Annotated in this window: 20 protein-coding genes; 7 read left to right on the top strand and 13 right to left on the bottom strand. The window is 33.4% G+C overall.

Features of this window, described 5'->3' with window-relative positions; genetic code table 11:
* Positions 1-46: 46 nt before the first annotated feature.
* Entirely contained in the window at positions 47-406 is a 360-nt protein-coding gene (locus V7719_RS00230) for a hypothetical protein (protein ID WP_335727839.1), read from the top strand.
* Here the strand turns inward: V7719_RS00230 and V7719_RS00235 are convergent.
* The 4 genes from V7719_RS00235 to V7719_RS00250 all read right to left on the bottom strand — a co-directional run bounded on the left by V7719_RS00235 (position 352) and on the right by V7719_RS00250 (position 6,375).
* Positions 352-3,708, bottom strand: coding sequence for a VCBS repeat-containing protein (locus V7719_RS00235; RefSeq protein WP_335727840.1), 3,357 nt, complete (start codon positions 3,706-3,708; stop codon positions 352-354). The genes V7719_RS00230 and V7719_RS00235 overlap by 55 nt on opposite strands.
* 4 nt (positions 3,709-3,712) lie before the next feature.
* Positions 3,713-5,029, bottom strand: coding sequence for a vanadium-dependent haloperoxidase (locus tag V7719_RS00240; RefSeq protein WP_335727841.1), 1,317 nt, complete (start codon positions 5,027-5,029; stop codon positions 3,713-3,715).
* A gap of 129 nt (positions 5,030-5,158) precedes the next feature.
* Positions 5,159-5,341 (bottom strand): hypothetical protein, encoded by a 183-nt coding sequence (locus tag V7719_RS00245; RefSeq protein ID WP_335727842.1) that lies wholly within the window; start codon positions 5,339-5,341, stop codon positions 5,159-5,161.
* A 68-nt stretch (positions 5,342-5,409) separates the two neighbouring features.
* Positions 5,410-6,375 carry an NAD-dependent epimerase/dehydratase family protein gene (locus V7719_RS00250; RefSeq protein ID WP_335727843.1) on the bottom strand — a complete coding sequence of 322 codons (966 nt, stop codon included), beginning with the start codon at positions 6,373-6,375 and terminating at the stop codon, positions 5,410-5,412.
* Between the two features lie 154 nt (positions 6,376-6,529).
* Between V7719_RS00250 and V7719_RS00255 the strand changes: the two genes are divergently transcribed.
* Positions 6,530-7,048 (top strand): hypothetical protein, encoded by a 519-nt coding sequence (locus V7719_RS00255; protein ID WP_335727844.1) that lies wholly within the window; start codon positions 6,530-6,532, stop codon positions 7,046-7,048.
* Positions 7,049-7,160: 112 nt separating this feature from the next.
* Complete coding sequence (locus V7719_RS00260) at positions 7,161-9,227, top strand: M13 family metallopeptidase (protein WP_335727845.1); 2,067 nt, start codon at positions 7,161-7,163, stop codon at positions 9,225-9,227.
* A 68-nt stretch (positions 9,228-9,295) separates the two neighbouring features.
* Here V7719_RS00260 and V7719_RS00265 read toward each other — a convergent pair whose 3' ends face one another.
* Positions 9,296-9,985, bottom strand: a complete 690-nt coding sequence (locus V7719_RS00265) for a hypothetical protein (protein WP_335727846.1) — start codon at positions 9,983-9,985, stop codon at positions 9,296-9,298.
* Between the two features lie 69 nt (positions 9,986-10,054).
* Positions 10,055-10,861 carry an NAD(P)H-binding protein gene (locus tag V7719_RS00270; protein WP_335727847.1) on the bottom strand — a complete coding sequence of 269 codons (807 nt, stop codon included), beginning with the start codon at positions 10,859-10,861 and terminating at the stop codon, positions 10,055-10,057.
* 109 nt (positions 10,862-10,970) lie between these two features.
* Here V7719_RS00270 and V7719_RS00275 point away from each other — a divergent pair, with 109 nt between their 5' ends.
* Complete coding sequence (locus V7719_RS00275; RefSeq protein WP_335727848.1) at positions 10,971-11,435, top strand: CBS domain-containing protein; 465 nt, start codon at positions 10,971-10,973, stop codon at positions 11,433-11,435.
* A gap of 2 nt (positions 11,436-11,437) precedes the next feature.
* On the opposite strand, the gene V7719_RS00280 is transcribed toward V7719_RS00275, so the two are convergent.
* From V7719_RS00280 to V7719_RS00290, 3 genes are read right to left on the bottom strand one after another with little or no spacing between them, the layout of a single operon-like run.
* Positions 11,438-12,127 carry a hypothetical protein gene (locus V7719_RS00280; RefSeq protein ID WP_335727849.1) on the bottom strand — a complete coding sequence of 230 codons (690 nt, stop codon included), beginning with the start codon at positions 12,125-12,127 and terminating at the stop codon, positions 11,438-11,440.
* 56 nt (positions 12,128-12,183) lie between these two features.
* Positions 12,184-12,534, bottom strand: a complete 351-nt coding sequence (locus V7719_RS00285) for a hypothetical protein (protein ID WP_335727850.1) — start codon at positions 12,532-12,534, stop codon at positions 12,184-12,186.
* Positions 12,515-13,108, bottom strand: coding sequence for a GNAT family N-acetyltransferase (locus V7719_RS00290; RefSeq protein ID WP_335727851.1), 594 nt, complete (start codon positions 13,106-13,108; stop codon positions 12,515-12,517). The genes V7719_RS00285 and V7719_RS00290 overlap by 20 nt, the downstream gene beginning before the upstream one ends.
* Before the next feature lie 108 nt (positions 13,109-13,216).
* On the opposite strand from V7719_RS00290, the gene V7719_RS00295 reads away from it, so the two are divergent.
* Complete coding sequence (locus V7719_RS00295; RefSeq protein ID WP_335727852.1) at positions 13,217-13,549, top strand: single-stranded DNA-binding protein; 333 nt, start codon at positions 13,217-13,219, stop codon at positions 13,547-13,549.
* Between the two features lie 74 nt (positions 13,550-13,623).
* Here V7719_RS00295 and V7719_RS00300 read toward each other — a convergent pair whose 3' ends face one another.
* Together V7719_RS00300 and V7719_RS00305 are read right to left on the bottom strand one after the other, a co-directional pair.
* Positions 13,624-14,943 (bottom strand): T9SS type A sorting domain-containing protein, encoded by a 1,320-nt coding sequence (locus V7719_RS00300; RefSeq protein WP_335727853.1) that lies wholly within the window; start codon positions 14,941-14,943, stop codon positions 13,624-13,626.
* A gap of 221 nt (positions 14,944-15,164) precedes the next feature.
* The gene (locus tag V7719_RS00305; protein ID WP_335727855.1) at positions 15,165-17,588 is read right to left on the bottom strand and encodes a hypothetical protein; all 2,424 of its coding nucleotides are present in this window, start codon (positions 17,586-17,588) and stop codon (positions 15,165-15,167) included.
* A gap of 293 nt (positions 17,589-17,881) precedes the next feature.
* On the opposite strand from V7719_RS00305, the gene V7719_RS00310 reads away from it, so the two are divergent.
* Together V7719_RS00310 and V7719_RS00315 are read left to right on the top strand one after the other, a co-directional pair.
* Positions 17,882-18,028 (top strand): hypothetical protein, encoded by a 147-nt coding sequence (locus V7719_RS00310; protein WP_335727856.1) that lies wholly within the window; start codon positions 17,882-17,884, stop codon positions 18,026-18,028.
* Positions 18,012-20,540, top strand: coding sequence for an alkaline phosphatase family protein (locus V7719_RS00315; RefSeq protein WP_335727857.1), 2,529 nt, complete (start codon positions 18,012-18,014; stop codon positions 20,538-20,540). Before V7719_RS00310 ends, V7719_RS00315 begins: the two co-directional genes overlap by 17 nt.
* Positions 20,541-20,597: 57 nt before the next feature.
* Here V7719_RS00315 and V7719_RS00320 read toward each other — a convergent pair whose 3' ends face one another.
* Complete coding sequence (locus V7719_RS00320) at positions 20,598-21,407, bottom strand: T9SS type A sorting domain-containing protein (protein WP_335727858.1); 810 nt, start codon at positions 21,405-21,407, stop codon at positions 20,598-20,600.
* Between the two features lie 286 nt (positions 21,408-21,693).
* Positions 21,694-23,823, bottom strand: coding sequence for a Tex family protein (locus V7719_RS00325; protein WP_335727859.1), 2,130 nt, complete (start codon positions 23,821-23,823; stop codon positions 21,694-21,696).
* Between the last annotated feature and the right edge of the window lie 24 nt (positions 23,824-23,847).

A 23,847-nucleotide genomic window follows, 5' to 3' on the forward strand; every position in this document is an offset into this window, starting at 1 on the left:
GCCAAATTTGTTGTTTTCTATGCGCGCATAGTACTTTACATTTGTCATGGTAATAATTAAAACTTTTGAAGCGATGAAAACAATAAAAAAAATGGTATTTGTAGCAATAATGTTAACGATAGTAAGCGGCTACGCAGACGTAATTAGAGAGAATGCCTCAGTAAATCTCATGACTAACGTTGAATTTTCTGATGTAAAAGAAGGGCATCAATTTATTATTAAAGATCATCATGGGTATGTACTACATAGAGAAGTCATTGAGAGAAATGGAGCAGTTTTTAGATCAGTTTTATACCGAATGGGATGGAGAGAAATAAAAACGGCTCACTACTCGATGAACCTTTTATCGGATTATTTTATTTTAAACAAACTACACCGATCATTATTTCTAACGATTAAGAGATAATTTTGTTGGCCAATTGTAAGCGACTTAATGTGTTGCACATTGCCAGGAATTTTTAATCCGCTTTCAGAAGTAGTAATTGCCTTAAAATTAGAATCTCCAGTGTTTATTAAAACCGAACCAACTGAAGCATCATATCTTCCAAATTCGGCATCTGTTCCATAAAAATTGCCGCCTGTAATAATATCTTTTTTACCGTCATTATTTAGGTCGAGTATGAGTGCATCATTTAGTACAGATATCTGAGTTTCATTAGCTAGTGCTTTTGGAGTGAAGGATTTACCATTATTATTTACAAATAGTGTGTGTTCAAAATGATTGGCTTTTAAAACCTTAACATTATTTAATTCTTCAGCAGTAAATAAATCATTTACCGTTGCATTTGCATAAGGATCGTAACGTGTAAAACGCTTTTTTAACATCACCATATGACTGAGCATTCGATCTCTATTATGAACAGGATAGCTCACACCGTTAACATAAGTAGATAATACTGCGTCAACACTTCCGTTATTATCAAAGTCCTTATAATGCAGTGTAGCTGGCTCTTCATTTGAAGCCTTAAAAAAAGAATTGAGGCCTAAGTTTCCTGCAAGAATATCATTGTAACCATCATTATTAACATCGTCAATTGTAATTGATCTCCACCAACCTGTTTTGTTTATTAAGTCAAAGCTTTTGGTTGTATTGACAAAGCGATCTTTTTCCATTTGAAATACTGAAATAGGCATCCATTCTCCTGTAACAATGAGTTCTTTGATACCATCATTATTTATATCTGAAAATTCAGCATCAGTGACCATTCCAATGTTTGAAAGTCCATTAGACCATTGCGGTGTGATTTCATCAAACTTTCCATTATTATTTTTTAATAAATAACTTTTTGGAATTTCAGGATAGCGACCAGGCCTAACGCGTCCACCAACAAAAAGATCTAATTGACCATCGTTGTCTACATCGTGAAATTTAACAACCGAGCCACTCACAAAAATATCGGGAATGGCATTTATGTCCTTTATTAATTGGCCATTTCCATCATTAATATACAAGCGATCTTTATAATTTTTAGAATTTGCTTCATATTCATTTCCACCACTAACGACATATAAATCGATATGACCATCTGAGTTAGCATCAAAAAAAACAGCATCAGTATCTTCAAATATTTTATCTGTATCGAAATCTGTTATAGGTTGAAGTTTGAAATTTCCTGAAGGTGTTTGCAATAGTAATTTGCCAGAAAAACCTAGAGCACCTCCTAAATAGATGTCGTCTAAGCCGTCTCCATTAACATCTGCTATTGCCACTGCAGGGCCATCTTCGCTGTATTTATGATGGAGTAAAATTTCGCGCTTAAAATCGATATATTCATTTTCTTTATGTGTGAAAGCAGCTCCTAATTTTGAGCTTACATCTTCAAAATATTTAGATGTAATTTTTGGGTTCTTATATGTTGAATTTGTTGTTCTATTAATTTTTATGGTTTGATTTAAATTTGGGTTTTCAATAATCTGAACTTGTTTATCCGGCCAGATAATTTCTAATCTTTCAGCTATTAAATCTTTTTTTATGCCAAAATGAAATCTATGTTGAGATGATGAAAGAAATCCACGTGTAGGATGATATGATTCTGATAAGATTGTTCCATCTGATAATGTTAGACTTGCTAAGGCACCTATATTTGTCTTTCCTTTTTTATATTCGAGTTCAACGGTTAAATAATTGTTATCTAGTAATTTACTTCCATTGTTTTTCATGATGAATGGTAATTCATTGATATTGTTAACCACAACATCTAAATAACCATCATTATTTAAATCAGAATACGCTGATCCATTTGAAAATGTTGGTTTACCACTATACCACGTGTTTGAAACGTCTTCAAACCTACTGTTTCCTTGATTTTTAAATAAGAATGCAGAAACAGGATGACTAGGAATTTCTTCTATCCAATTCTTTAAGGTGATTTCTTTGGCATTAAATTGTTTTTGAAGTACATCCATTTTGTACCGAGCATAGTCGTTATTAGTAACATCTCTTTTATAGCCATTGGTAATGTGAATATCTTTGAGGCCGTCATTATCAAAATCTGCCAAAATAGTACTCCAACTCCATTCGGTTTGTGCAAGATTATCTATGAAAGCAATATTTGAAAAATGTTCATCACCTTTATTTAGTTGTAAGGCATTAGCTGAGTATTGCGTTCCGAAATGATATGTTGTCATTTTCTCAAACTTGTCATAGTTTTGAGCCATCATCATCATTTTACGCCTGTAATTTTCTTTGGGAGACATGTCTAGAGTAAATAAATCAAAATGGCCATCATTATTAACATCTGCAAAGTCAGATCCCATAGATGAGAATGAAGTATGGCTAAAGTAGGATTCAATTTCATCTTCAAATAGATTACCTCCCTTATTGATAAGCAACCTATCAGGTTTTATATAGTCATTGCATACATAAATATCGGGTTTAAAATCGTTATTAAAATCACCTATTACAGCACTTAAACTAAAAGCATCATTTAACACACCTGATTTTTCAGAAATATCACTAAATCTATTATTTTTATTTTCATAAAGACGGTTAGAAATATCAGCATAGGATTTTGGCTTTGCCATTGTTAGTTTTCCACTCTTATCTTGTGTGATATTTATCTTATTAGCTTCCGTCATGTTGCTTGGGTGGTTTAATACATAAGCATCTAAATCATTATCACCATCAGAATCAAAAAAATAGGCTTGAACAGAATAACCAGTATCATCTAAACCATAATCTTTTGCACTTTCAGTAAATGTTAAGTTTCCATTATTGATATAAAGTAAATTTCTTCTAAAGTCCGCTTCACTAACAGCAGATTTACAAACGTAGATATCTAAAAAGCCGTCATTGTTGACATCTGCCATGGTCACTCCTGTTTTAAAACCATTTCCACCATTAACTTGAGCTGAATCAGTAATATCTTTAAATTTAAATTCTCCTAAATTTAGATATAGCTTATTTTCAACTGTATTTCCTGAAAAATAAATATCATCTAAGCCATCATTATTGATGTCACCAATAGCAACTCCACCACCATTGTATAAGTATTCATAGAAAAGAATGTTAAATGTTTCGGTCTCAACAATTTCATTTTTAAAATCAATATTTGTCTGAGAAAACTCTAAAAATTCAAATAAAGCAGGCTCAGAATTGGAATTTACGCTTTCAATTTGAATGTTTTTTGCGTTATTTTTTTCGTCTTTCTTACAATTAAAAAGAAAAATAAGGCCACTTAAAACAATTAGAAGTCTGAGATGATACACGATTTTATGGTTGAAGTTTTTTTAATATAATATTTGCAATGTGAGCTCCTTGTTTGCCGCCTTCTTCAACACCTTGCACGTAATGTATTCCACCATAAAAGCGACTCAAATTGACTTGGTGAGCAGCTTTCTTAAATGAAAGGAAAGAACGTTCTTCTAAGCCAAACCGCAATTGTGTATGGTCAGTAAAGGCATAGTTTTCTCCAAAGATATTTGTTAAAACTTCGGCTGCCGAAGCAGATGTAGCACTATGACCACTAGTGTATTCAGGAAAAGGAGGTGTTTGTAAAATAGGATTCCAATCGGGATCAATATACTCTTGGATATAAGTAACAGGTCTTACTAAATCGGTTTTATACTTGACATGCCATGCTCCAATAATAGCATCAAACATTGCAGTAGCTGTAAATCCGTACGCTTTTGTGGCAGTATAATAATCAGAGTTTTCTTTTTCAGTAATCTGACTCACAATATTTAGCCAATGGCCAGGTGGTGTAAATTTATGAATGGTTGTTATCATATGGCCTTTATGTACTGTCATTATAGGATTACAATCCCAAAACCAGGCAATTTTACCTTTTTCGTCAGTTGTATTTAGTGACTCATCATATACCTCATATACCATTTTATAGAAGTCAGAGTTTTTATTTATATCATATACAGGAAGCGGTTTAGGTTTATAGACGTTAGCACTATCTATAATCAAGGTTCTAATATTATCCCAGTATGGTTCTAACCCTGTGGTATAATCTGGAGGAGTTTCTCTCCAATTTTCAGGTTTTTTGGTACTGGTGAAGCGAGGGTAAGTTCTAGTTTCAATATACATGTCCTTATCTATCCAATCACTAAGTTGTTTGGTAATATTTAGCGCATAATCTTCAGAACTTTTTACAAGCTCTTCAGAGAACCCTTTTTTTAAAGCTGAATCTTTTAAATGCTCGCTAAGATCATTAAAAAATTGCTCAGAGTAGATCAGCTTTTTTCCAATTGTAGAAAAAGCAAGTAATGCTGAAAGTTTTGCATCTACGTTAGTGTTTACAGGAGCAGTAAAATTATCTAAGCCATTTATTTTGGAGGTTATTTCTGGCAAACTGTCAATGTAAACACTTTGCAAAGTAATATAATGTGCAAGATGTGCATATGCATAAATTCTACTTGCTACAGGAGGAGTAAAAGCATCTTCCATGACACTTTCTAGCAATACTTTGTTTGCGTAATTTAAATCTTTAGAATCAAATGATTCATAAGACTGTTGTTTGACCTCATTATTACAAGAAATCAATAGTATGTAAGCGATTAGTATAAAAAGTTTAGATGTCATGATTAATTGCAATATATAAAGTTTGGTGTAAATAAATATAAAATTATTTATTCGTTTTTTTGCTCACATTTTAAAATCGTTTCGATGTGTCTGTAGAAACCAGATAATGATCTCATGATTATTGATGGTCTATGTAAAATTGAGGAGCTTATTATATGGAGTATTTAAATTAGGGAAAATTTTATTTGTAATATTTTTCTCATATGCTAATACAACGGGTATTATGCCTAAATTGTATAGGATAAATAAACTTCCATCAAAGCAAAGTGCTCCAACTAAAGTTATTGCTAAAGGAATAAGTTTTGAATTCATTTTATTACGTTTAAGATTGATACCGCCTTACAGGTGCATCTTTAAACATCTAAAATGTCATCAGATTTTTAAGAATTTATTTCCGAATCTTGATATTTCTTGCGTAACTGCGTAATAATTTCAGTTGTCATTTTTTCTATATCAAATTTATGGTTCCAGTTCCAATCTGTTCTTGCAGAAGTATCATCTATAGACTTTGGCCAGCTGTCGGCTATTTGTTGCCTAAAATCTGGCTTATAGCTGATTTTAAAATCAGGAATGTGTTTTTTTATGGCTTCGGAAATTTCCTTGGGTGTAAAACTTATAGCTGCCAAGTTATATGAAGAGCGAATTTTTATATGCTCAGAAGGTGCTTGCATCAAACTAATGGTAGCATCAATGGCATCATCCATAAACATCATTGGAAGTCGAGTGTCTTCAGATAAAAAACACTGATATTGTTTTTTAAGTATGGCTTGATGGTAAATTTCTACAGCATAATCTGTGGTGCCTCCTCCAGGCATGGTTTTCCAGCTTATAATTCCTGGATAACGTAAACTTCTAACATCTACACCATATTTTTTGTGATAATATTCACACCAACGTTCGCCTACTTGTTTTGTGATACCATAAACCGTCGTAGGTTCCATAATAGTATATTGAGGTGTATCTACAGTTGGAGTAGTAGGTCCAAAAACAGCAATACTTGAAGGCCAGAAAACATGTTTTATAAAACCTTCTTTAGCAAGATTCAATACATGAAAAAGGGAGTTCATGTTTAAGTCCCAAGCTCTCATGGGGTACTTTTCGCCAGTTGCACTTAGCATTGCAGCCATTAAATAAATGGTGTCTATCTGATGTTTCTCTACACAAGTTCTTACAGAATTATAGTCTTGTGCATCAACAATTTCGAACACCCCAGAATTCACAACGTCTAAATTATTAAAGTTGATATCAGTGGCTACAACATTTTCAGTACCATAAATGTCTTTTAATTTAAAAGTAAGTTCAGACCCAATTTGTCCGTTGGCTCCAATAATTAATACTTTAGGCATAGACGTGTGATGTTTAATTGTTCATCAAAAGTAATAAGAATAAAGAGTACAAAAAACATAAAATGATAAAATTAACAAGTCATTAATTTTTGTTAATTACATTTAAGATTTAAGGGCTTTCCCTATATTTACGCTAAATTGAATGTACCTCATCATGCGCATTATAACGCTTTTTTTCTTTTTTCTTTTACTAACTAATTGTAAAGGCGATGAAGTTTCCGAAGTAACCAAAGAAACTCAAGAACAAATTGATGCTAAGACCATCTCTCAAAAAGATATTGAAGTGCTAAGATATACAGATTTTGGACTGAGTATGGATTCTCAAAAGGCCGTAAACGATTGGCAAAAATTTCAAGAACTTAATACTCAAGTCGAATTACTAAAAAAAGGAGATTTGGCTTATTTTGGTGGGGAGGCTTTGTTATTAAAAACGTTTTTGTTAGAGTTTATGACCGAGATGCCAAAACCATTGCAAACCAATGAAATTTTGGCAAGAATTACGGCTTTAGATACTAAAGCTCAAAAATTGAATAGTCTTTTATTATTAAGTACTATTGCCAAAGCAGAACGACTTCAAGCGATAAAGGAGTTTTTGATTACAGTTTCTAACCTCAATCTACAAATTAATAAGAAGTTTGAGTTTGAGAAAAATAATGTCCTAAAACCCGAATAATTTTACTCATAAGTTGAATTTTTTCTTAATGTTTTGTTAATATGTAACAAATATGCCTTTAAGACTTCTTACTAATAACTAATTTTAATCAAACTTAATTTTTAAACACACTATGAAAACCAATATCAAAAGTATTTTGGTGGTTTCTGTTTTGGTGATTTTTGCATTTTTAGGATGTAAAGAAGAACCAAAAGAGGAAATTGCTATGGCTGAGAAAATTCCTGGAATTAATCTCGAAAACATGGACACTGAGGTGAACCCGAAAGATGATTTTTACAATTACGTTAATGGTAGTTGGATGAAAACAACAACAATCCCAAAAGAAGAAGCAAGTTGGGGTGGATTTGGAGTATTACGTAAATCAACACGAAACGATGTGTTGGATATTGTTAAAACTTCAAAAGAATTAAATGCTTACGAAGAAGGTACTGATCAGAAAAAAGCGCTTTTGTTTTTTGAATCTGAGCTAGATACTATTGCAAGAGATGAATTAGGAACTAAACCATTAGAGCCTTTATTGAAAGCGATTGATGGTATTAATAGTCTTTCAGATATGCAAGAGGTTTATGCTAAAACAATTGGAGTAGGAGCACCATTTTTTAATCTTGCAATATTTCCAGACATCAATGACAGTAGTGTCTATGCACCATATATTACTCAAGGAGGCTTAGGATTACCAGATCGTGATTATTATGTACTTCAAGATGAAAAGTCTAAAGAGCGTCGTCAACAATATGTTGATCATGTTACTAAAATGATGCAGTATGTTGATTACAGTGAAGATCAAGCAAAAAAAGCTGCAGAAATGATTTTAGCCTTAGAAACTAAATTAGCAGAGCCACAATTTGACAAAACGGAAAGACGTAATTTCAATAATTTTAATAATCCTAGAAGCATTGAACAACTTACAGAATTAACACCGGCTGTTAACTGGAGTAAGTTTATAGCTGATTCAGGTGTAGAACAAAAACTTGATACGGTTTACGTGGTTGAACTTAGATATATGAAGGCGCTTCAAGACATATTATCATCAACGAGCATCGATGATATTAAGACGATAATGAAATGGAATACCTTAAATGGTTCTTCAGGGTTTTTAAGTACTGAAATTGAAACAGCAAATTGGGAATTTTATAGCAAAACCTTAAGAGGAACTGAAACTCAAAGACCAGCCCAAGATCGTGCAATGGACCATGTTACTGGACGTGTTGGAGAAGCTATTGGTAAACTATATGTAGATTCTAAGTTTCCGCCAGAGGCCAAAGAGAAAGCAGAAAAAATGATTGCGAATGTCATTACTGCATTCAAAGCTAGAATTAATAAGCTAGAGTGGATGAGTGCTGAGACTAAAGCAAAAGCGATAGAAAAGCTTGATAAGTTTACGGTTAAGATTGCATATCCTAATGAGTGGAAAGATTATTCTGAATTGATGATTAAAGAAGGAAATAGTTATGCAGAAAACATGATGGCTTTTTCTGATTGGAATTTAAAAGAAACGATGGCAGATTTAGGTCAGAAAGTTGATAAAACAGAATGGGGAATGCCACCACAAATGGTTAACGCTTACTTTAATCCATTAAATAATGAGATTGTTTTTCCAGCTGCTATACTACAGCCACCTTTCTATAATTACACAGCAGATGAAGCTGTAAACTATGGAGGAATAGGAGCCGTAATTGGTCATGAGATTTCTCATGCTTTTGATGATCAAGGGTCTCAGTTTGATAGCGACGGAAATTTAATCAACTGGTGGACACCAGAAGATTTATCTGAATTCACGAAAAGAGGAGATGCACTTGTTGAACAATATTCTGCTATACAATTAGGGGATAGTTTATTTGTGGATGGTCGTAACACTATTGGTGAAAACATTGGTGATCTAGGTGGGGTTCTTGGAGCTTATGATGGACTGCAATTATATTTTGAAGAAAATGGACGACCAGAAGATATTGACGGATTTACTGCAGAGCAACGTTTCTTTATGTCTTGGGCTACTGTTTGGAGAACATTAAGCAGAGCAGATGCATTAGAGACTCAAGTAAAAACAGATCCACATTCTCCAGGAGTTGTAAGAGCAACACAACCGCTTAAAAATATTGATGCTTTCTATGAAGCCTTCGATATTAAAGAAGGTGATAAAATGTGGTTAGCTCCAGAAAAGCGTGTTAGAATTTGGTAATAACACCTAATATATAAAATGTAAAAAGCACCCAATTTGGGTGCTTTTTTTATACTAAAAAAACAATACTATTGCTTTCCTTCTTTTTTAGCAATAAGTGCATCTTTACTTATTTTCGCTAGATTAAAGTTAGCATCCATTGCAAGCGCTTCATCAAGCATAGCAATAGATTCGTCTAAATTATCAATTTGGTTCATATTAAATAAAATTAATGCCTTTAAGTAGGTTAAAGCACCTTTAAGAGATACTTCGTATGGTCTTTGAGATTCGTAGAAAGCGCGTTTTTGATCGGGTTTTACATTTACTAAACCAAAATCAACCTTTGCTTTTGCTCCTCCCAAATCTTTAGTTTGGATTTTAAGATCTGCAATCTCGTAAGCTAAATAGGAGCTCGAACTGCGTTTAAATAACTCTTCGTAAAATACTAATGCACGTTCAGGTTGATTTAAAGCCTTTAATGAAATAGCCTTAACCTCTGTATTCATATCGGTATCTGTAGGATTCTGATCTATACCTACGGTGTTTAAAGCCTCTAGGCTTCTGCTTTCCGAAGCATAGATATAAGCTAATGTGTCTAATCGTGCTTGATTAGGCTGTAAGACATTAAGATGTGTCATGGCATTGATTACGCCTTGCACGTCACCTTGGCCTTTCATTTGTTTGTAGTAAGCTTCAAAGTGCTTTATAAGTTCCGATTTTGTTTGTGCTGTTGCACTAAACGTCATAACAAGTCCTAAAAGGAGTAAAATTTTTTTCATGATATTCATAATTTATTGCGCCAAAACTAAAAAATTAAATGGCATATACTCTTAAAAGTCTGCTAATTCTTATAGTTTTATCTTGAAGTCATAGTCCAAAATGCGTACCAATTTTTTAGAATCGATAATTTTTCCTTTGTTTACCGAGTGCTCATCATACTTAGGAACAGGAATTTGAAGTGCTCTACAAGCCGAAGTATAGTACTCTTTTTTTGTTGGATGAGCTGTGGTAGAAGCATTGAAAATATCACTCCAATGATCTTGCTTTATGATACCAAATATAATAGCAATGCAATCGTCTCGATGAATCAAATTCACAGGTGTGTTGGCATTTTTAAGATTCGTTTTTCCTGAAAGAAATCGTGCTGGATGTCTATCTTCAGCAAAGAGTCCGCTAAATCGTAATAACGTCGTTTCAAAGTTTTTATTCTGCTGAAAAAGGGCTTCTACTTCCAATAACTGCAATGCCGTTTTTGAGGTTGAGGTTGGTGATATTTCAGTAATTATTGGAAAGCTTTCGTCATCATCATAAACAGATGTTGAACTTATGAAGAGCACCTGTTTTACTGAAGACGTTTCAACATGTGTTACTAAATGTTTCATTTGTTGCACATAATTATGCTCAGGGTTTTTACGCAGACCTGGAGGAATGTTAACGATTAGTGTTTGACAATTAGAAAGACAAGCTTTGATGTTACCTACAATTCCTTCCGAAGAAAATTGAAGTAAAAAGGCAGTGATTTTAGCCTGTTCAAGAATTGCTATTTTAGCTTCAGTAGTGGTTGAACCATGAATCTCATAGCCGTTTTCGATAAGTAATTTTGCTAATGGTAGGCCTAACCATCCACAACCTATAATGCCAATTTTCTGATTCAACTTTATTGTTTTTAAGTCTGCCGAAATTTACGAATTATTGCTCTGAATTAGGAATTGGTATAATTCACTTATTTTCAGTAACTTTAAATCAATACAAAAAAAAATGATTATGGGCATTAAAAGTTTTCAAGGCGCAAGAAAGCAGCAAGGTACTGTTGAAGCGTCTGCAATTAGGGTAAGGGATTTTATGACACGAGATTTAATCACCTTTAAACCTGAACAGACAGTTGAAGAAGTGATTCAAACATTGATAAAAAATAAAATTTCTGGTGGTCCAGTGGTTAATAGTCACAATGAACTGGTTGGTATTATTTCTGAAGGCGATTGCCTCAAACAAATTAGTGAAAGTCGTTATTACAATATGCCAATGGAACATCACACGGTTGAAAACAGAATGGCAAAAAATGTAGAGACCATTGATGGTAACATGAATGTCTTTGATGCAGCTAATAAGTTTTTGGAATCTAAAATACGACGTTTTCCAATTGTGGAAAACGGAAAATTGGTTGGGCAAATAAGTCAGAAAGATATTTTAATAGCTGCCCTTGAATTAAAAGGACAGAATTGGAAATAAGGTTATCGATTACCATGATTAGGTAACACTTCGGGTAAATCTGTGATGATCAGTTTTGTTTTGCCTTCACTTTCTAAAGCTGCAATTTTAGAGTATGGATATTCTGGCAACGGTTCACTTAACGTTTTCCATTTTGCAACTCCGGCAACTGTGATGCGCTCTCCAATTTCTATCACACCTTCGCTGTAACGCAGGCTTTTATTAAATCCGAAGTAAGTCTCAGGATTAATATTATAGCGCTTTAAAAGCGAAACAAATTGTGGTGTTGGGTCATTAAATGATCCTGAAGATTGTTTTTGGTCTTTTACTAAATGACAGATATAATTTTGAGGCTGTGATTGCGGTTTTACAATCACAAAATCACCATTAGTATCTACAAAGAACTCCTGAAAACTCTCTTCTTTAACCAAAGTTTTCCAATGTGAACTTTTACCAGTACTTACTTTTTGTTGAATTAGTATTTGATAAAACACACATTTTCGTCCAGTATATGGTGCGATTAATGGGGCTTTTACATGCAATGCTTTACCGCTTACTTTAGAGAGTTCGTTGGTTTTTAAACTTGATGCAGGTTTGTGTGGGATTTTGGAAAGCGTTCTAATGATTACATTTTTACCATTAAAATAATACGCTAAAAACCCAATGAGTCCGATAATAGCGATAATTATAAATATGAAAAAAGGCGTATTCATTTTTGATGGATTGGTTCGTAATTATAAGTAGTAAAATTTATAACAATGTTACACTACTAACTGTCACGTTTTACTAGTGCATAATAATCACCTTCTAAAGGTAGATAGCCTTGATCATAAACAAAATAGTAAACGGTTCCAGCTTTGGTAGTATAGATACTTGTAAAATAATTGAAGTCAAAACCTTTTTCTATGAGTCGTGCTCGTGAGATTTTTTTCTTCTGATCTGGATTGAGTTCTTCCAGGATGCGATAGTTTTTTCGAAGGCGATTATTCGTATTTCGAATAAGGTTCTTAGAGTCTTTGTTAATCGAGTTGTTATAGGAATTACGACAGGCATCACTACAGAATTTTTTATCGATTCTACCGACTATTTTATCGCCACATTCAGGACATTGTTTTTGCATGATCTTCTTTTTTTAGTTTGTACCAATTAATCATGTTGCCTTTATAAGGAAACTGTTCCATGTGTTGCAACCCTATTTTTTGTAATATTTTATTAGATGCAATATTATCAACTTCGGCAGCACCAAAAACGACATCTAATTTTAATTTTTGAAAACCATAATTTAATACCGCTAATGAAGATTCTGTAGCATAGCCTTTCCCCCAATATTTTGGTATAAACCGATATCCAATATCGTAAAAATCTCTTTTCGAACCTAAAGTTTCATTATCGCCCGTGTTGAGTTTGAAACCAGACCAACCAATAAAATCTCCTGATGATTTTTCAATGGTTGCAAATCGACCAATACCGCGCTCTAGATATTGTTCTCTAATAAATGCAATGATTTTTTCTGCTTGCGTTTTTGTTGTAATGGGATTATTTCCAAGGTACTTATGTACCTCAGTGTTACCGTCTAACTCAAAAATGCCGTCAACATCAGAAGGTAAAAGCTCACGCATAATTAGTCGCTCAGTTTCTATATAAAATTCCATAGGCAAATATACATAAAACCACTTACAAACGACTACAAGCATTTACAAACGATTTTAAATAAGTAACTACCGACTAATATTTGGAGACTGTTTCATATTTGCAGTGTTGAATTGAACTAATGACATTCAATATAATTAAAACCTTATCTTATGAATACGTTAAGAAACAAAGTACAATTGATCGGTAACTTAGGAAACGATCCAGAAATCATCAATCTTGAATCAGGAAAAATGTTGGCCAAATTTTCAATAGCAACAAATGAAAGCTATAAAAATGCACAAGGCGAAAAAGTGACTGACACACAATGGCACAATGTTGTGGCTTGGGGTAAAACAGCTGAAATTGTAGAGAAATTTGTCACCAAGGGAAAAGAGATTGCTATCGAAGGCAAATTAACCACACGAGCTTGGGATGATAAAGATGGAAATAAGCGCTATACGACTGAAGTAGTTTGTAATGAACTACTCTTGTTGAGTAAGTAGTAAACAATAGATTTTAAATCAAAAACCCACGACATTACATCGTGGGTTTTTTTTGATTATTATGTTTTGGAGACTTATTGTCTAACAATCTTTTTTGTAATTGTTACTCCATTGGCATTGTCTTCTAGTTGCATAAAATAAATAGATGCTCTTAATTGAGATAGGTTGATATCAATTGTTCTATTATTGCTAGAGATTTCTTTTTCAAAAACCACTCTACCATTCACATCATAAATAGAAATATTAAAATCACTATCATTATAATTTCCTGGAAGCGTAACTCTAATGTCATCATTAAATGGGTTAGGTGCAATTTGTAAGCTTTCCAATGTGAAGTCATTTACACTAAGAGAAGGACAAATTGCCCATCCCATATCTTCAAAAAGCGCTATAGTTATTGGTCCTGGATTATGATTGGATTGCCCAAATCCAATACTTGGAGACATTAATGAGTTAATGTTAGTAGCAGGGAAAATAAATTCGTCCCAGTGGCTATAACTTGAGCCTTGATTAAAAGTTGCTGGCGCCCATATTTCTGGTCGTACAAGACCTCCATTGGCTGCTAATGCTAATGGGCTATTAGAAAATAGGTTTCCACTAGTGTATTGAGTTAATAGTGCAACAGAAGGGTCGGCAAATGTCAAAATTGAAGTTCCATTTAGAGTTTCAACAAAATTGTCATAGCTATGAACAAAACCAGTATTTCTTAATACGCCTTGAGTATTTGTTATATCTGTACCCGCAAAACCAAGAAAACCAAGTCCGTGACCTAATTCATGCAATACGACAGAAACGAAGTCAACTTGACTAAAAGGTGGATTAGCATCCAAACCAAAATAGAAATTCGCTGTACTACTAAAATTCGCAGAGATGTCAGCACCTCCAGCATTGCTATCTGTACCAGTAATTTGCTCAGCTAATGCTCTTGCAAAAGCAGTGTTTGCTGGTATGCCTGGTCCAGTTAATGGAATAAACCCAGTTGGTCCAGCACTGCCCAATACTCCAGCGCCTAAAGGGGCAAAAGTGGCATCAACTCTTATAGGTTGATCTGAGGCTAAGGTATTTGCCCAAATATCTACAGCGAATTGAAAAGCAGCTTGTGCTTGAGGTGTAAAACCATTATAAGTCACAATAAAGATAGAACACTCTGCTCCATTACTGTCTGTACCTTCTCTTGCTGTAATAAATTGATTAGGAATAGAATAAGGATCTTGATTAGGAGCTGGATAGTATTCGCAGATTGGCCCTTCAACTTGTATAGCTTCTCCAGTAATTTGATACTCTTGAGCAGATGAGAACGTCGTAAGTGCTAGTATAAATATAAAAGTAAGCGTAAAACGCTTATGAATTGCTTTTGTAAAAAAATCTCGAATGTGGGTAGTTTTTTGTTTCATTTACTTTTCTTTTTAATTTTTTTTGTCTAAAAACACATAATAAGCGCGTATTACTTAAAAGTCGCAATGAAACGCTCAAAATTACAATTCGGCGTAAATCACAAACAAAGGCTTACATAATGGAAGCCTTTGTGTTTTTAATAAAACATATTTCAGTTAATATCAAATAATAATGATTAATGGTCTCATGTCATCTAGAAACATTACATTAAAATTAAGTATTAATTAGAATTGGCTGCCTCTATAGTCTTAATTTCAGATACGAGACCATTATCATTTACGATACCATTAATGTAAAGGTTAATGGTTTGGTTGTCTGAATTTTTAATTTTAAAACTAATTATACCATCCTTACCAACTTTTAGATTCGGTTTCCAATCTATAGTACCATATTCGTTAAAGAATGTGGTGTTGTAAAATTGATATTTAGGGGTATAGAATTCTTTTTCTTCATCAAAAGTCAAAGGAAATTCAAAACTTGAAACCGTATTATTTTTACCCCCATTTCTATAGAAAAATTCACTGCTCGTGTATATCTTTATATATCCGGCTTGACCTCTAATACCTCCTCCAAAGCCTTGATATTCAACATCGATATAGTCTATGGTTTCTATAGTCATAAGTGCCAAAAAATCTATACTGTCCTCTTGTAGCAATGCGCCATCTAGATATATAATAGGCTTATTATTGCCCCAACTCACTCTTGGGTTTGTAACCGTGAATTTCGCATTCTGTAAATCATAATTTGCTACAAAACCAATTTCATTTAAGTAAATATATAAAGGAGTACCTCTCAGTCGTTGGTCATCGTTTATTTCAAAAATTTTGCCTTTGGTTTTTTTCTCTTGTAATTTTTGAAGTCTTGTTTTCTTTTTCTTTGCATTTATAACAATCTCCTCGAGTTTTTCAAGTTCACTCCAAGAACTTGGTGTTTTAGGAATGACTAAGTCTGGTGTTAATTCTGATTGATCGGGTTGTATATAACTGTAAGGTTTATTTAATATGGGAAAAACAGATGGGTAGAATTGCGGATAAATTGTTGGTGCTCTCGGTTCTCCTTTTCTATTGATATAACCAATCCTGAAAACTTCCTCATCGGTAGGTATCAAATTGTTTGAGAGTATCGCTTTATCATCTTCTGATATCGTATAAATTTGTGAAGAACTAGATTTTAGTGGATAGCTAATATAGGTTCCCGCTTCGGTTTTACCATTGATATTTGATGTTACACTGATGCCTTGTTCAAAAGGATACTTGTAAATATTGTCAAAATTAAATATGGTGGTCCAATTGTAGCTGCTCCAGCCTTGAGTGAGTAGTAAGTTGTCTAGCTGGTAATTCGTTTTTCTATTGTCCTCTTTAAAATAATAACCTGCGTCTTCAATAGGGGTTTTGATATAAGGTTGCAAATAGATTTGCGAGATGAGATTATGTTGATGGTTATAACTCTTCGTCGTTGATGGTAAGACAGAAATACTCACATTTTGAAAACTGTTTAAGTTATGGTTGTCAACCTTCAGTTTTACCAGTAGAGAATCTTTTTCTGCAGTGGAAGAGACAAACTTGGTTTTTCCTTTTTCAATACCTAAATGATTAAACACCAAACGCTCTAGAATAGGTTTGTTGTTTTCATCAAAAACAGTTAACATATTTATACCTGAAAATAAGTCGGATTTAAAAACCATCAGTTTTTCTGAAAGGTCAGTCATATAAAAAGGCACAATAAGCATGTCTCCGCCATTGTGAATCGCTAGCTTAAAACGTTTGGTTTGTAATGGTTCTAGTGAGCTTTTGTTGGTTGCAAACGTGACTAATATATTATCTTTTAAATCTGTAACAGACATATTGAACCCCATATTTTTAATATCTCGGATTTCGATTTTTTCAAAGCTGTCATTATGATATACCTTTAAAAAATAGCGACGCTTTGGTTCTGGTGTAAGAATGATTTTTGCGATTCCAAAAGGGTTAAGCTTAAAGGTGTTAATGACCAGTTCGTTATCATCGATAACCTCTGCGGTAGCATTTGGTAACCCTTTCCCGAATTTATTTTTAACAATAACTCCAGCGGTATTAAGTGTGTTGTAGATAAAATGACCTCCTTCACCGAGCACCTGAATATCGAGTTGATTGTCAGTGGTTTTGGATTCAATTTCTGATTCTTTATCTGCGTCCAACACATTAAATACTTGCTGAAAATGGTTTTGTTCTTCAAAATTGAACATCCAATTCGTATAGGCTTTAAACATGAAACTTCCACTCAATAGATTTTCATCCAAATAGAATACATTAGAAGCCACACCATCTTTTATATGTACCAATTTTTGTTTGATCACATTTCCGTCAAGGTCAGACAGCGTACAGTATAAATTTGTAGTTGAAACAGATCTTTTTTTAGCAAATTTATCAAATACATAAGCCGTAAAACCGAGCATTTCTCCATTAACATAAGTGGATTTGTTTAAATGGACATAAACGACCTCTCTTGGTGATTCGGTATAATTCTCGTACATGTCCAACAAATCTTCATCATCTTCAGAAGTGTTTTGTGCATTAAGATTTGAAAAAACGGAAATCGTTATTAAGATGAATAATGATAAAAATAGGAACTTGGCTTTTATCTTCGGATGTGGTTTTGTCTTCATGGCGTGTTTTGAACATAAATTTACGTCAAAACGATTAAATTTCTCACAAAATAATGATTAAATTCTAGTTAAAAACCTCAAAATAAGACTAAAAGAAATTGTCTTTTGTGTATGTCTCTTCGCATAAGAATATCTAAGGTAACAACGCATTCTTTAACCATTGGAACCCATTGGTCTTCTGGTAGAGAATGTTTGTGAATAGGATGGTTTCCTACTTTAAGCATTTAAATGTTAAAAAATGTAAATATACGTGTAAGAATTGTTCTATTTTTAGGCGTATCAATTCAAATTACATGAGTAAAGAATCAAAAATAAAACCCATTGAAATCACCGAAAAAGGGTCACTTGGCTTATTAGCTTTAGGTGATGTAGGTTTGAGAGCATGGAGGCAAGTGAAAAAAGAAGCACGACAAAAAAGAGAAGATGAAGAAAAAAAGTAAAGTCCTTTTGATAGGTTGGGACGCGGCCGATTGGAAAATTATTGGACCTCTACTAGCTAAAGGACAAATGCCAGCCCTAAAGAAGTTAATTGATAAGGGTGTTTATGGAAATATGGCGACTATGAATCCGCCATATTCTCCAATGTTATGGTCTACTGTAGCTACAGGTAAAACTCCCGACAAGCATGGTGTACTAGGTTTTTTGGAACTCATGCCAGATTTAAAAGGGATAAGACCTGTTACTGTTTCTTCACGAAAGTCTCGAGCATTATGGAATATTTTTCATAATCAAGGTCTTAAAAGTAATTTAGTAGGTTGGTGGCCCAGTTTTCCAGCAGAACCTATAAATGGAGTCATTGTAACAGATAAATTTCAAAAAGTTAATATAAACCCAAACGTCAAAAACCCAATTGTAGAAGGTACAATTCATCCAAATAGTTTAGTTAAAGACTTGTACGATTTGCGTTTGCATCCTTCTGAAATAACAGAAGCCCATATTTTGCCTTTTATCCCAAAAGCCGGAAAAATTGATCAAGAAAAAGATCAAGGATTACAAACGTTTGCAAAGGTTATGGCAGAAAACGTTTCGTTACATGCGGCAGCCACAAACTTAATGCGCACCACAGAATGGGATTTTATGGGTGTATATTTTGATTTTATAGACCATTTTTGTCATGCCTTTATGAAATTTCATCCACCTAAATTAGCACCAATTCCTCAAGAGTTATATGAAATATATAATGAGTGTATTTTTAGCGCTTATCGTTTTCAAGATATGATGTTAGGAAGAATGTTGGATTTGGTAGATGATGACACAACCGTTATTGTGATGTCTGACCACGGTTATGAGTCTGGAAATAAACGAATTCTTAAAATGCCAAAGTATCAAGCGGCACCTTCTTTAGAGCATAGGCAATTTGGAATATTCGTTGCAGCTGGTCCAAATATTAAAAAGAACGAAAAGATTTTTGGATTAGGGCTAGTCGATGTTGCTCCTACTATATTGCATATGTTTGATTTGCCTATTGGTAAAGATATGGATGGTAAAATTGCATTAGATATTTTTGAAGAAGTAAAACCACCTCAATTTATTGATAGTTGGGAAACCATCGAAGGTGATTTTGGAGAACACTTAAAGCACGATAACAACGATCAATTAAATGATCAGGAAGCCATGCAACAATTAATTGATTTGGGCTATATCGATCGTCCAGATGAAAAAATAGAGGTTTCTATTTTAAAAACTAAATGTGATTTAAAACATAATTTAGCACGTGTCTATCTTGGTAAAAAAGAGTATAAGCATGCTAAACCCATATTGCTGGAACTTATTCAAGAAAAAGAACCTGTAGATATCATTCCATATTTTATGGATTTATTATCAATTAGTATAGAGGAACAAGAATTTGATAAAGCTGAAAGTTATCTCAACGAATTGAGAACACGTGATAAGAAATTTGAAATTAATACCTATTTCGCTGAAGCTAAAATTTTATTAAGTAAAAATAAAGTAACCGAAGCATTAGAACTTTTAACGAAAGCCAAAAACAGAAAGCCAAATGGTGAAGTTTGGTTTCAAATAGGAAAGATATATATACGTTTAAACCGTTTTGAAAATGCTAAAGAGGCTTTTGAGACGGCTTTAGAATTTGAAATAGATAATGCTAGATATCATCAAGCACTTGCCGTTGCTTTAAATAGAACAAATCAATTTGAAGAAGCCGCAGAACATGCTTTAACAGCTATTGAATTGATTAAATATTTCCCAGAGGCACATTATACACTAGGTGAAGCGCTTGAAAAATTAGGGGATATGGAAAATGCAAAAAAAGCATATGAAACAGCAGCAGCATTAAAGCCTAAAACGCATCATCGCGCAGAAAAAGCTATTGAGAATATTCAAGAGAAGTTAGAAACTCCTGTTGAGTTTAAAGACAAAAGTGATTTTAAATACCGAAAAGATCAAATTGTTATTGTCTCTGGATTACCAAGATCAGGGACCTCTTTAATGATGCAAATGCTAGATAAAGGTGGTCTAGAAGCTTTGACTGATTCTAACCGTCAAGCTGATGAATCTAACCCCAGAGGCTATTTAGAATATGATCCTGTAATGGCTTTACATAAAGACAATAGTTGGCTGGATAAAGCTCAAAATAAATCACTTAAAGTTGTTGCACCACTTTTAAAATTTCTAGATCCCAAATTTCGTTATAAAGTAATTTTTATGAATCGGGATTTAAATGAAGTTGTAAAATCTCAACAAAAAATGATAGGTAGAGATGTCGAAACATTTCCTGTAAAATTGTTTGAAACATATAAAAAACATTTAAAACAAGTTGAAGACTGGAAAGATAAAGAGCCAAGTGTAGAATTAATTTATGTAGATTATAAAGATGCCTTAAATGATACAAATACTGCAGTAAAAAAGGTGATTTCTTTTATTGGAAAAGAGATGAATGAAGAAGATATGGAATCTTGTGTTGATAAAACATTGTATAGAAATAAGAATTAAAACAAAAAGCGTTTACAATTTGTAAACGCTTTTTAAATTATATAAATAGTGTATTAATTAAAGTACAAGTTTCTTTCTAATTACTGCTTTAGAATTTGCATCAGTTAATTCTATGATATAAATACCGTTTGCCATAGCGTTTGCTTCAACAACAAAACTAGAACCTGTAGTTGTACCATCCAGAACTTGTTTTCCAGTCATATTAACTAATCTATAATTAGTAGCTTCAGGTAAATTGTATAACCCGATACTTTTGTTTAGAGCTACGATTTTAATGTCCTCTAAAACACTTGTTCCAATAGACAATGTTTCTTGTCCTGCATTAAGTGGCATTCCAGCAGTATCATGATAAGCAAATCCTTTTACTGTCCATACATCTCCGTTTTGATCAACATCAAGTTGTACCCAACCATAATGAATGCTACCAGAAATATTAAAACGAAGACCTATATACCCGTCACTAACACTACACCAGTTCCCAAAGCTACAAGACCCATAATTTAAGGATTGAAAGCCACCAGAAAACCCATTATTAAACCAAGATCCAGCACCACTAGAAATCGCAGTACCACTGGTAAGATCAAATGGATAGGCAAAACTAGCTCCCCCAGAACCTAAAGCATCATTACTTGCAGTTAATGGGTCAAGATATAAATTAGAACTTCCATTATGTCTTATTTGGAAATCATCTGTTCCATTACTGTCTATGTCTATAAGAAATGTGTCTCCAACACCGCCTGTGAAATCTGCAATATCGTCATAGACGATAGATTGCCCGTTAACATCAGCTGCTCCTACAATGACAGCTGTTAAAGCTCCATATTTAGTAAGTTGTTTCGATAATTTTAAAGAAGTAGTTTTTTTCATATAAAAAATTGGATTGGTTAATACGGTTAATATACAATATTTATCATTTCACCTAAGCCAATCCTGAGAATTGTATACAATTTTTATTGATTTGATAAAAATGAAGTATTAAAATTTTCAAATTAGCTAATATCACCCCTTTTATATCATGAATTCTGATTGATATTTTGAATGGTAACTGGTTGTATTTCAGTATTTTGTCAAGGATTGAGTTCAAATTCACGAATACCGATTTACCTAGAATTGAAGGTCATCTATAAATAAGATGATAAGCTATTTTTAGCATTTACTTCGTATGTAATTTTAACTGAATACGTTTTCTAGGAATATCAACCTCTAAAACTTTAACAACAATCTGCTGATGTAAGTGTACATGTTCGTTTACGTCTTTTACAAAGCTATCGGATAAATTAGACACGTGAATTAAACCACTTTCTTTAATTCCAACATCCACAAAACAACCAAAAGCAGTAATATTATTGACGATGCCTGGCAGTAATTGGCCCTCTTTCAAGTCTGTAATTGTTTTAATGTTTTGATTGAATGTAAATACTTTGGCTTGTTCTCGAATATCTAAACCAGGCTTTTCAAGTTCTTTTACAATATCCTGAAGTGTTAATAATCCGACAGTCTCCGTACAATAGTTTTTTAAGTTAATCTTTTGAAGTATTGTTTTATTTCCAATTAATTCTGAAAGTGAAACGCCTTCGTCTTTTGCCATTTTTTTAACGATAGCATAGCTTTCTGGATGCACAGCAGAATCATCTAACGGATTTTCACCATCCTTTATTCTTAAAAAACCGACACCTTGTTCAAATGCTTTATCACCTAAACGCGGTACTTTCTTTATCTCTTTTCTTGATGTAAATGAACCATTATTACTTCGATAACTAACAATGTTTTCAGCCAACTTGGGACCAATTCCAGAGACGTAACTTAATAAACTATGACTAGCCGTATTGATGTTAACACCAACCGAATTCACACAGTTTTCAACGACAACATCTAATTCTTTTTTGAGTTTGGATTGGTCTACATCATGCTGATATTGCCCAACACCAATAGATTTGGCATCAATTTTTACCAATTCGGCCAAAGGGTCTTGCAAACGTCTTCCAATAGAAACAGAACCTCTAACCGTAACATCATAATTTGGAAACTCTTCACGTGCGATTTTTGATGCTGAATAAATACTCGCACCAGCTTCACTAACAACAAAAACTTGGATATCGTTTTTGAATCTTATTTTTCTAATCAGTGCTTCGGTTTCACGAGAAGCTGTTCCGTTTCCAATAGCAATGGCTTCGATATTATGCGCTTCGGTTAAAAAGCTTATTTTTTTCATGGCACCAATTTGGTCGTTTTTTGGAGCATGAGGATATATGTTTTCGTTATGCTTTAAATCGCCTTTTTCGTCTAAACATACGACTTTACAGCCTGATCTAAATCCGGGATCAATCGCTAAAACACGCTTTTCTCCTAATGGTGAACCAAGAAGTAATTGTTTTAAGTTTTTTGCAAAAATGTTAATGGCAGCTTCATCGGCTTTGTCTTTTGCTTTTTGTAACGCTTCATTACTTAATGAAGGGAATAGCAGACGTTTATAGGCATCTGAAATGGCTAATTCAATTTGATCTGCACATGCGTTTTCACTTTTAATAAGTTTACGATCGATATAATCTAAAGCACGATCATTATCAATCTCAATTTTGACACGAATAAAACCTTCATTTTCTGCTCTTAAAATTGCCAATAATCGATGAGAAGGAATGCGACTTAATGCCTCTTCCCATTCAAAATAATCTCTAAACTTTTGTGCGTTTTCATCTTCCTTTTTTGCTTTGACAACTTTAGTTGAAATCATAGCATGACGTTCTAATTGATTTCGAAGATTAGTTCTAATATCTGATCGTTCGTTAATCCACTCGGCAATAATATGTCGTGCACCTTCCAAAGCCCCTTCCGAAGAAGAAATAGATCCTTTCACATAGCGTTGAGCGATGTTATCTAAATCATTTGCATTTTGTGACATGATGATTTTTGCTAAAGGCTCCAATCCGTTTTTACGAGCCGTTTCGGCTTTTGTTTTTCTGCTTTTTTTATACGGAAGATATAAGTCTTCAAGTGTTGTGTTATCTTGACAAGCATTAACTTTTGCTTTTAATTCTGAAGTTAAAACGCCTTGTTCTTCTAATGCTTTTAGAATTGCTTTTTTTCGTTTTTCTAAGGCTTCAAATAATGCTTTGTATTTAACAATATCACCAATTTGAACTTCGTCTAAATTTCCAGTTGCTTCTTTTCGATATCTTGAAATAAATGGAATTGTACAGTCTTGATTTAGTAAATTAACTGTGTTTTTCACTGAAGATTCTGACAGTTTGGTTTTTGAGATTATGTATGGTACTAATTGAATCATTTTAAAATTCATTTGGTATAAGGT

This window comes from Psychroserpens sp. (assembly GCF_036960315.1).
Taxonomy (GTDB): Bacteria; Bacteroidota; Bacteroidia; order Flavobacteriales; family Flavobacteriaceae; genus Psychroserpens.

What these genes read in the sequence shown, in the direction of transcription:
- V7719_RS00305 (WP_335727855.1), bottom strand. Translation starts at nt 17,588, where the DNA reads ATGAAGACAAAACCACATCCGAAGATAAAAGCCAAGTTCCTATTTTTA.
- V7719_RS00265 (WP_335727846.1), bottom strand. Translation starts at nt 9,985, where the DNA reads ATGAAAAAAATTTTACTCCTTTTAGGACTTGTTATGACGTTTAGTGCA.
- V7719_RS00290 (WP_335727851.1), bottom strand. Translation starts at nt 13,108, where the DNA reads ATGCTTGTAGTCGTTTGTAAGTGGTTTTATGTATATTTGCCTATGGAA.
- V7719_RS00280 (WP_335727849.1), bottom strand. Translation starts at nt 12,127, where the DNA reads ATGAATACGCCTTTTTTCATATTTATAATTATCGCTATTATCGGACTC.
- V7719_RS00230 (WP_335727839.1), top strand. Translation starts at nt 47, where the DNA reads ATGGTAATAATTAAAACTTTTGAAGCGATGAAAACAATAAAAAAAATG.
- V7719_RS00325 (WP_335727859.1), bottom strand. Translation starts at nt 23,823, where the DNA reads ATGATTCAATTAGTACCATACATAATCTCAAAAACCAAACTGTCAGAA.
- V7719_RS00295 (WP_335727852.1), top strand. Translation starts at nt 13,217, where the DNA reads ATGAATACGTTAAGAAACAAAGTACAATTGATCGGTAACTTAGGAAAC.
- V7719_RS00310 (WP_335727856.1), top strand. Translation starts at nt 17,882, where the DNA reads ATGAGTAAAGAATCAAAAATAAAACCCATTGAAATCACCGAAAAAGGG.
- V7719_RS00275 (WP_335727848.1), top strand. Translation starts at nt 10,971, where the DNA reads ATGGGCATTAAAAGTTTTCAAGGCGCAAGAAAGCAGCAAGGTACTGTT.
- V7719_RS00260 (WP_335727845.1), top strand. Translation starts at nt 7,161, where the DNA reads ATGAAAACCAATATCAAAAGTATTTTGGTGGTTTCTGTTTTGGTGATT.
- V7719_RS00320 (WP_335727858.1), bottom strand. Translation starts at nt 21,407, where the DNA reads ATGAAAAAAACTACTTCTTTAAAATTATCGAAACAACTTACTAAATAT.
- V7719_RS00245 (WP_335727842.1), bottom strand. Translation starts at nt 5,341, where the DNA reads ATGAATTCAAAACTTATTCCTTTAGCAATAACTTTAGTTGGAGCACTT.
- V7719_RS00315 (WP_335727857.1), top strand. Translation starts at nt 18,012, where the DNA reads ATGAAGAAAAAAAGTAAAGTCCTTTTGATAGGTTGGGACGCGGCCGAT.
- V7719_RS00300 (WP_335727853.1), bottom strand. Translation starts at nt 14,943, where the DNA reads ATGAAACAAAAAACTACCCACATTCGAGATTTTTTTACAAAAGCAATT.
- V7719_RS00240 (WP_335727841.1), bottom strand. Translation starts at nt 5,029, where the DNA reads ATGACATCTAAACTTTTTATACTAATCGCTTACATACTATTGATTTCT.
- V7719_RS00250 (WP_335727843.1), bottom strand. Translation starts at nt 6,375, where the DNA reads ATGCCTAAAGTATTAATTATTGGAGCCAACGGACAAATTGGGTCTGAA.
- V7719_RS00285 (WP_335727850.1), bottom strand. Translation starts at nt 12,534, where the DNA reads ATGCAAAAACAATGTCCTGAATGTGGCGATAAAATAGTCGGTAGAATC.
- V7719_RS00255 (WP_335727844.1), top strand. Translation starts at nt 6,530, where the DNA reads ATGCGCATTATAACGCTTTTTTTCTTTTTTCTTTTACTAACTAATTGT.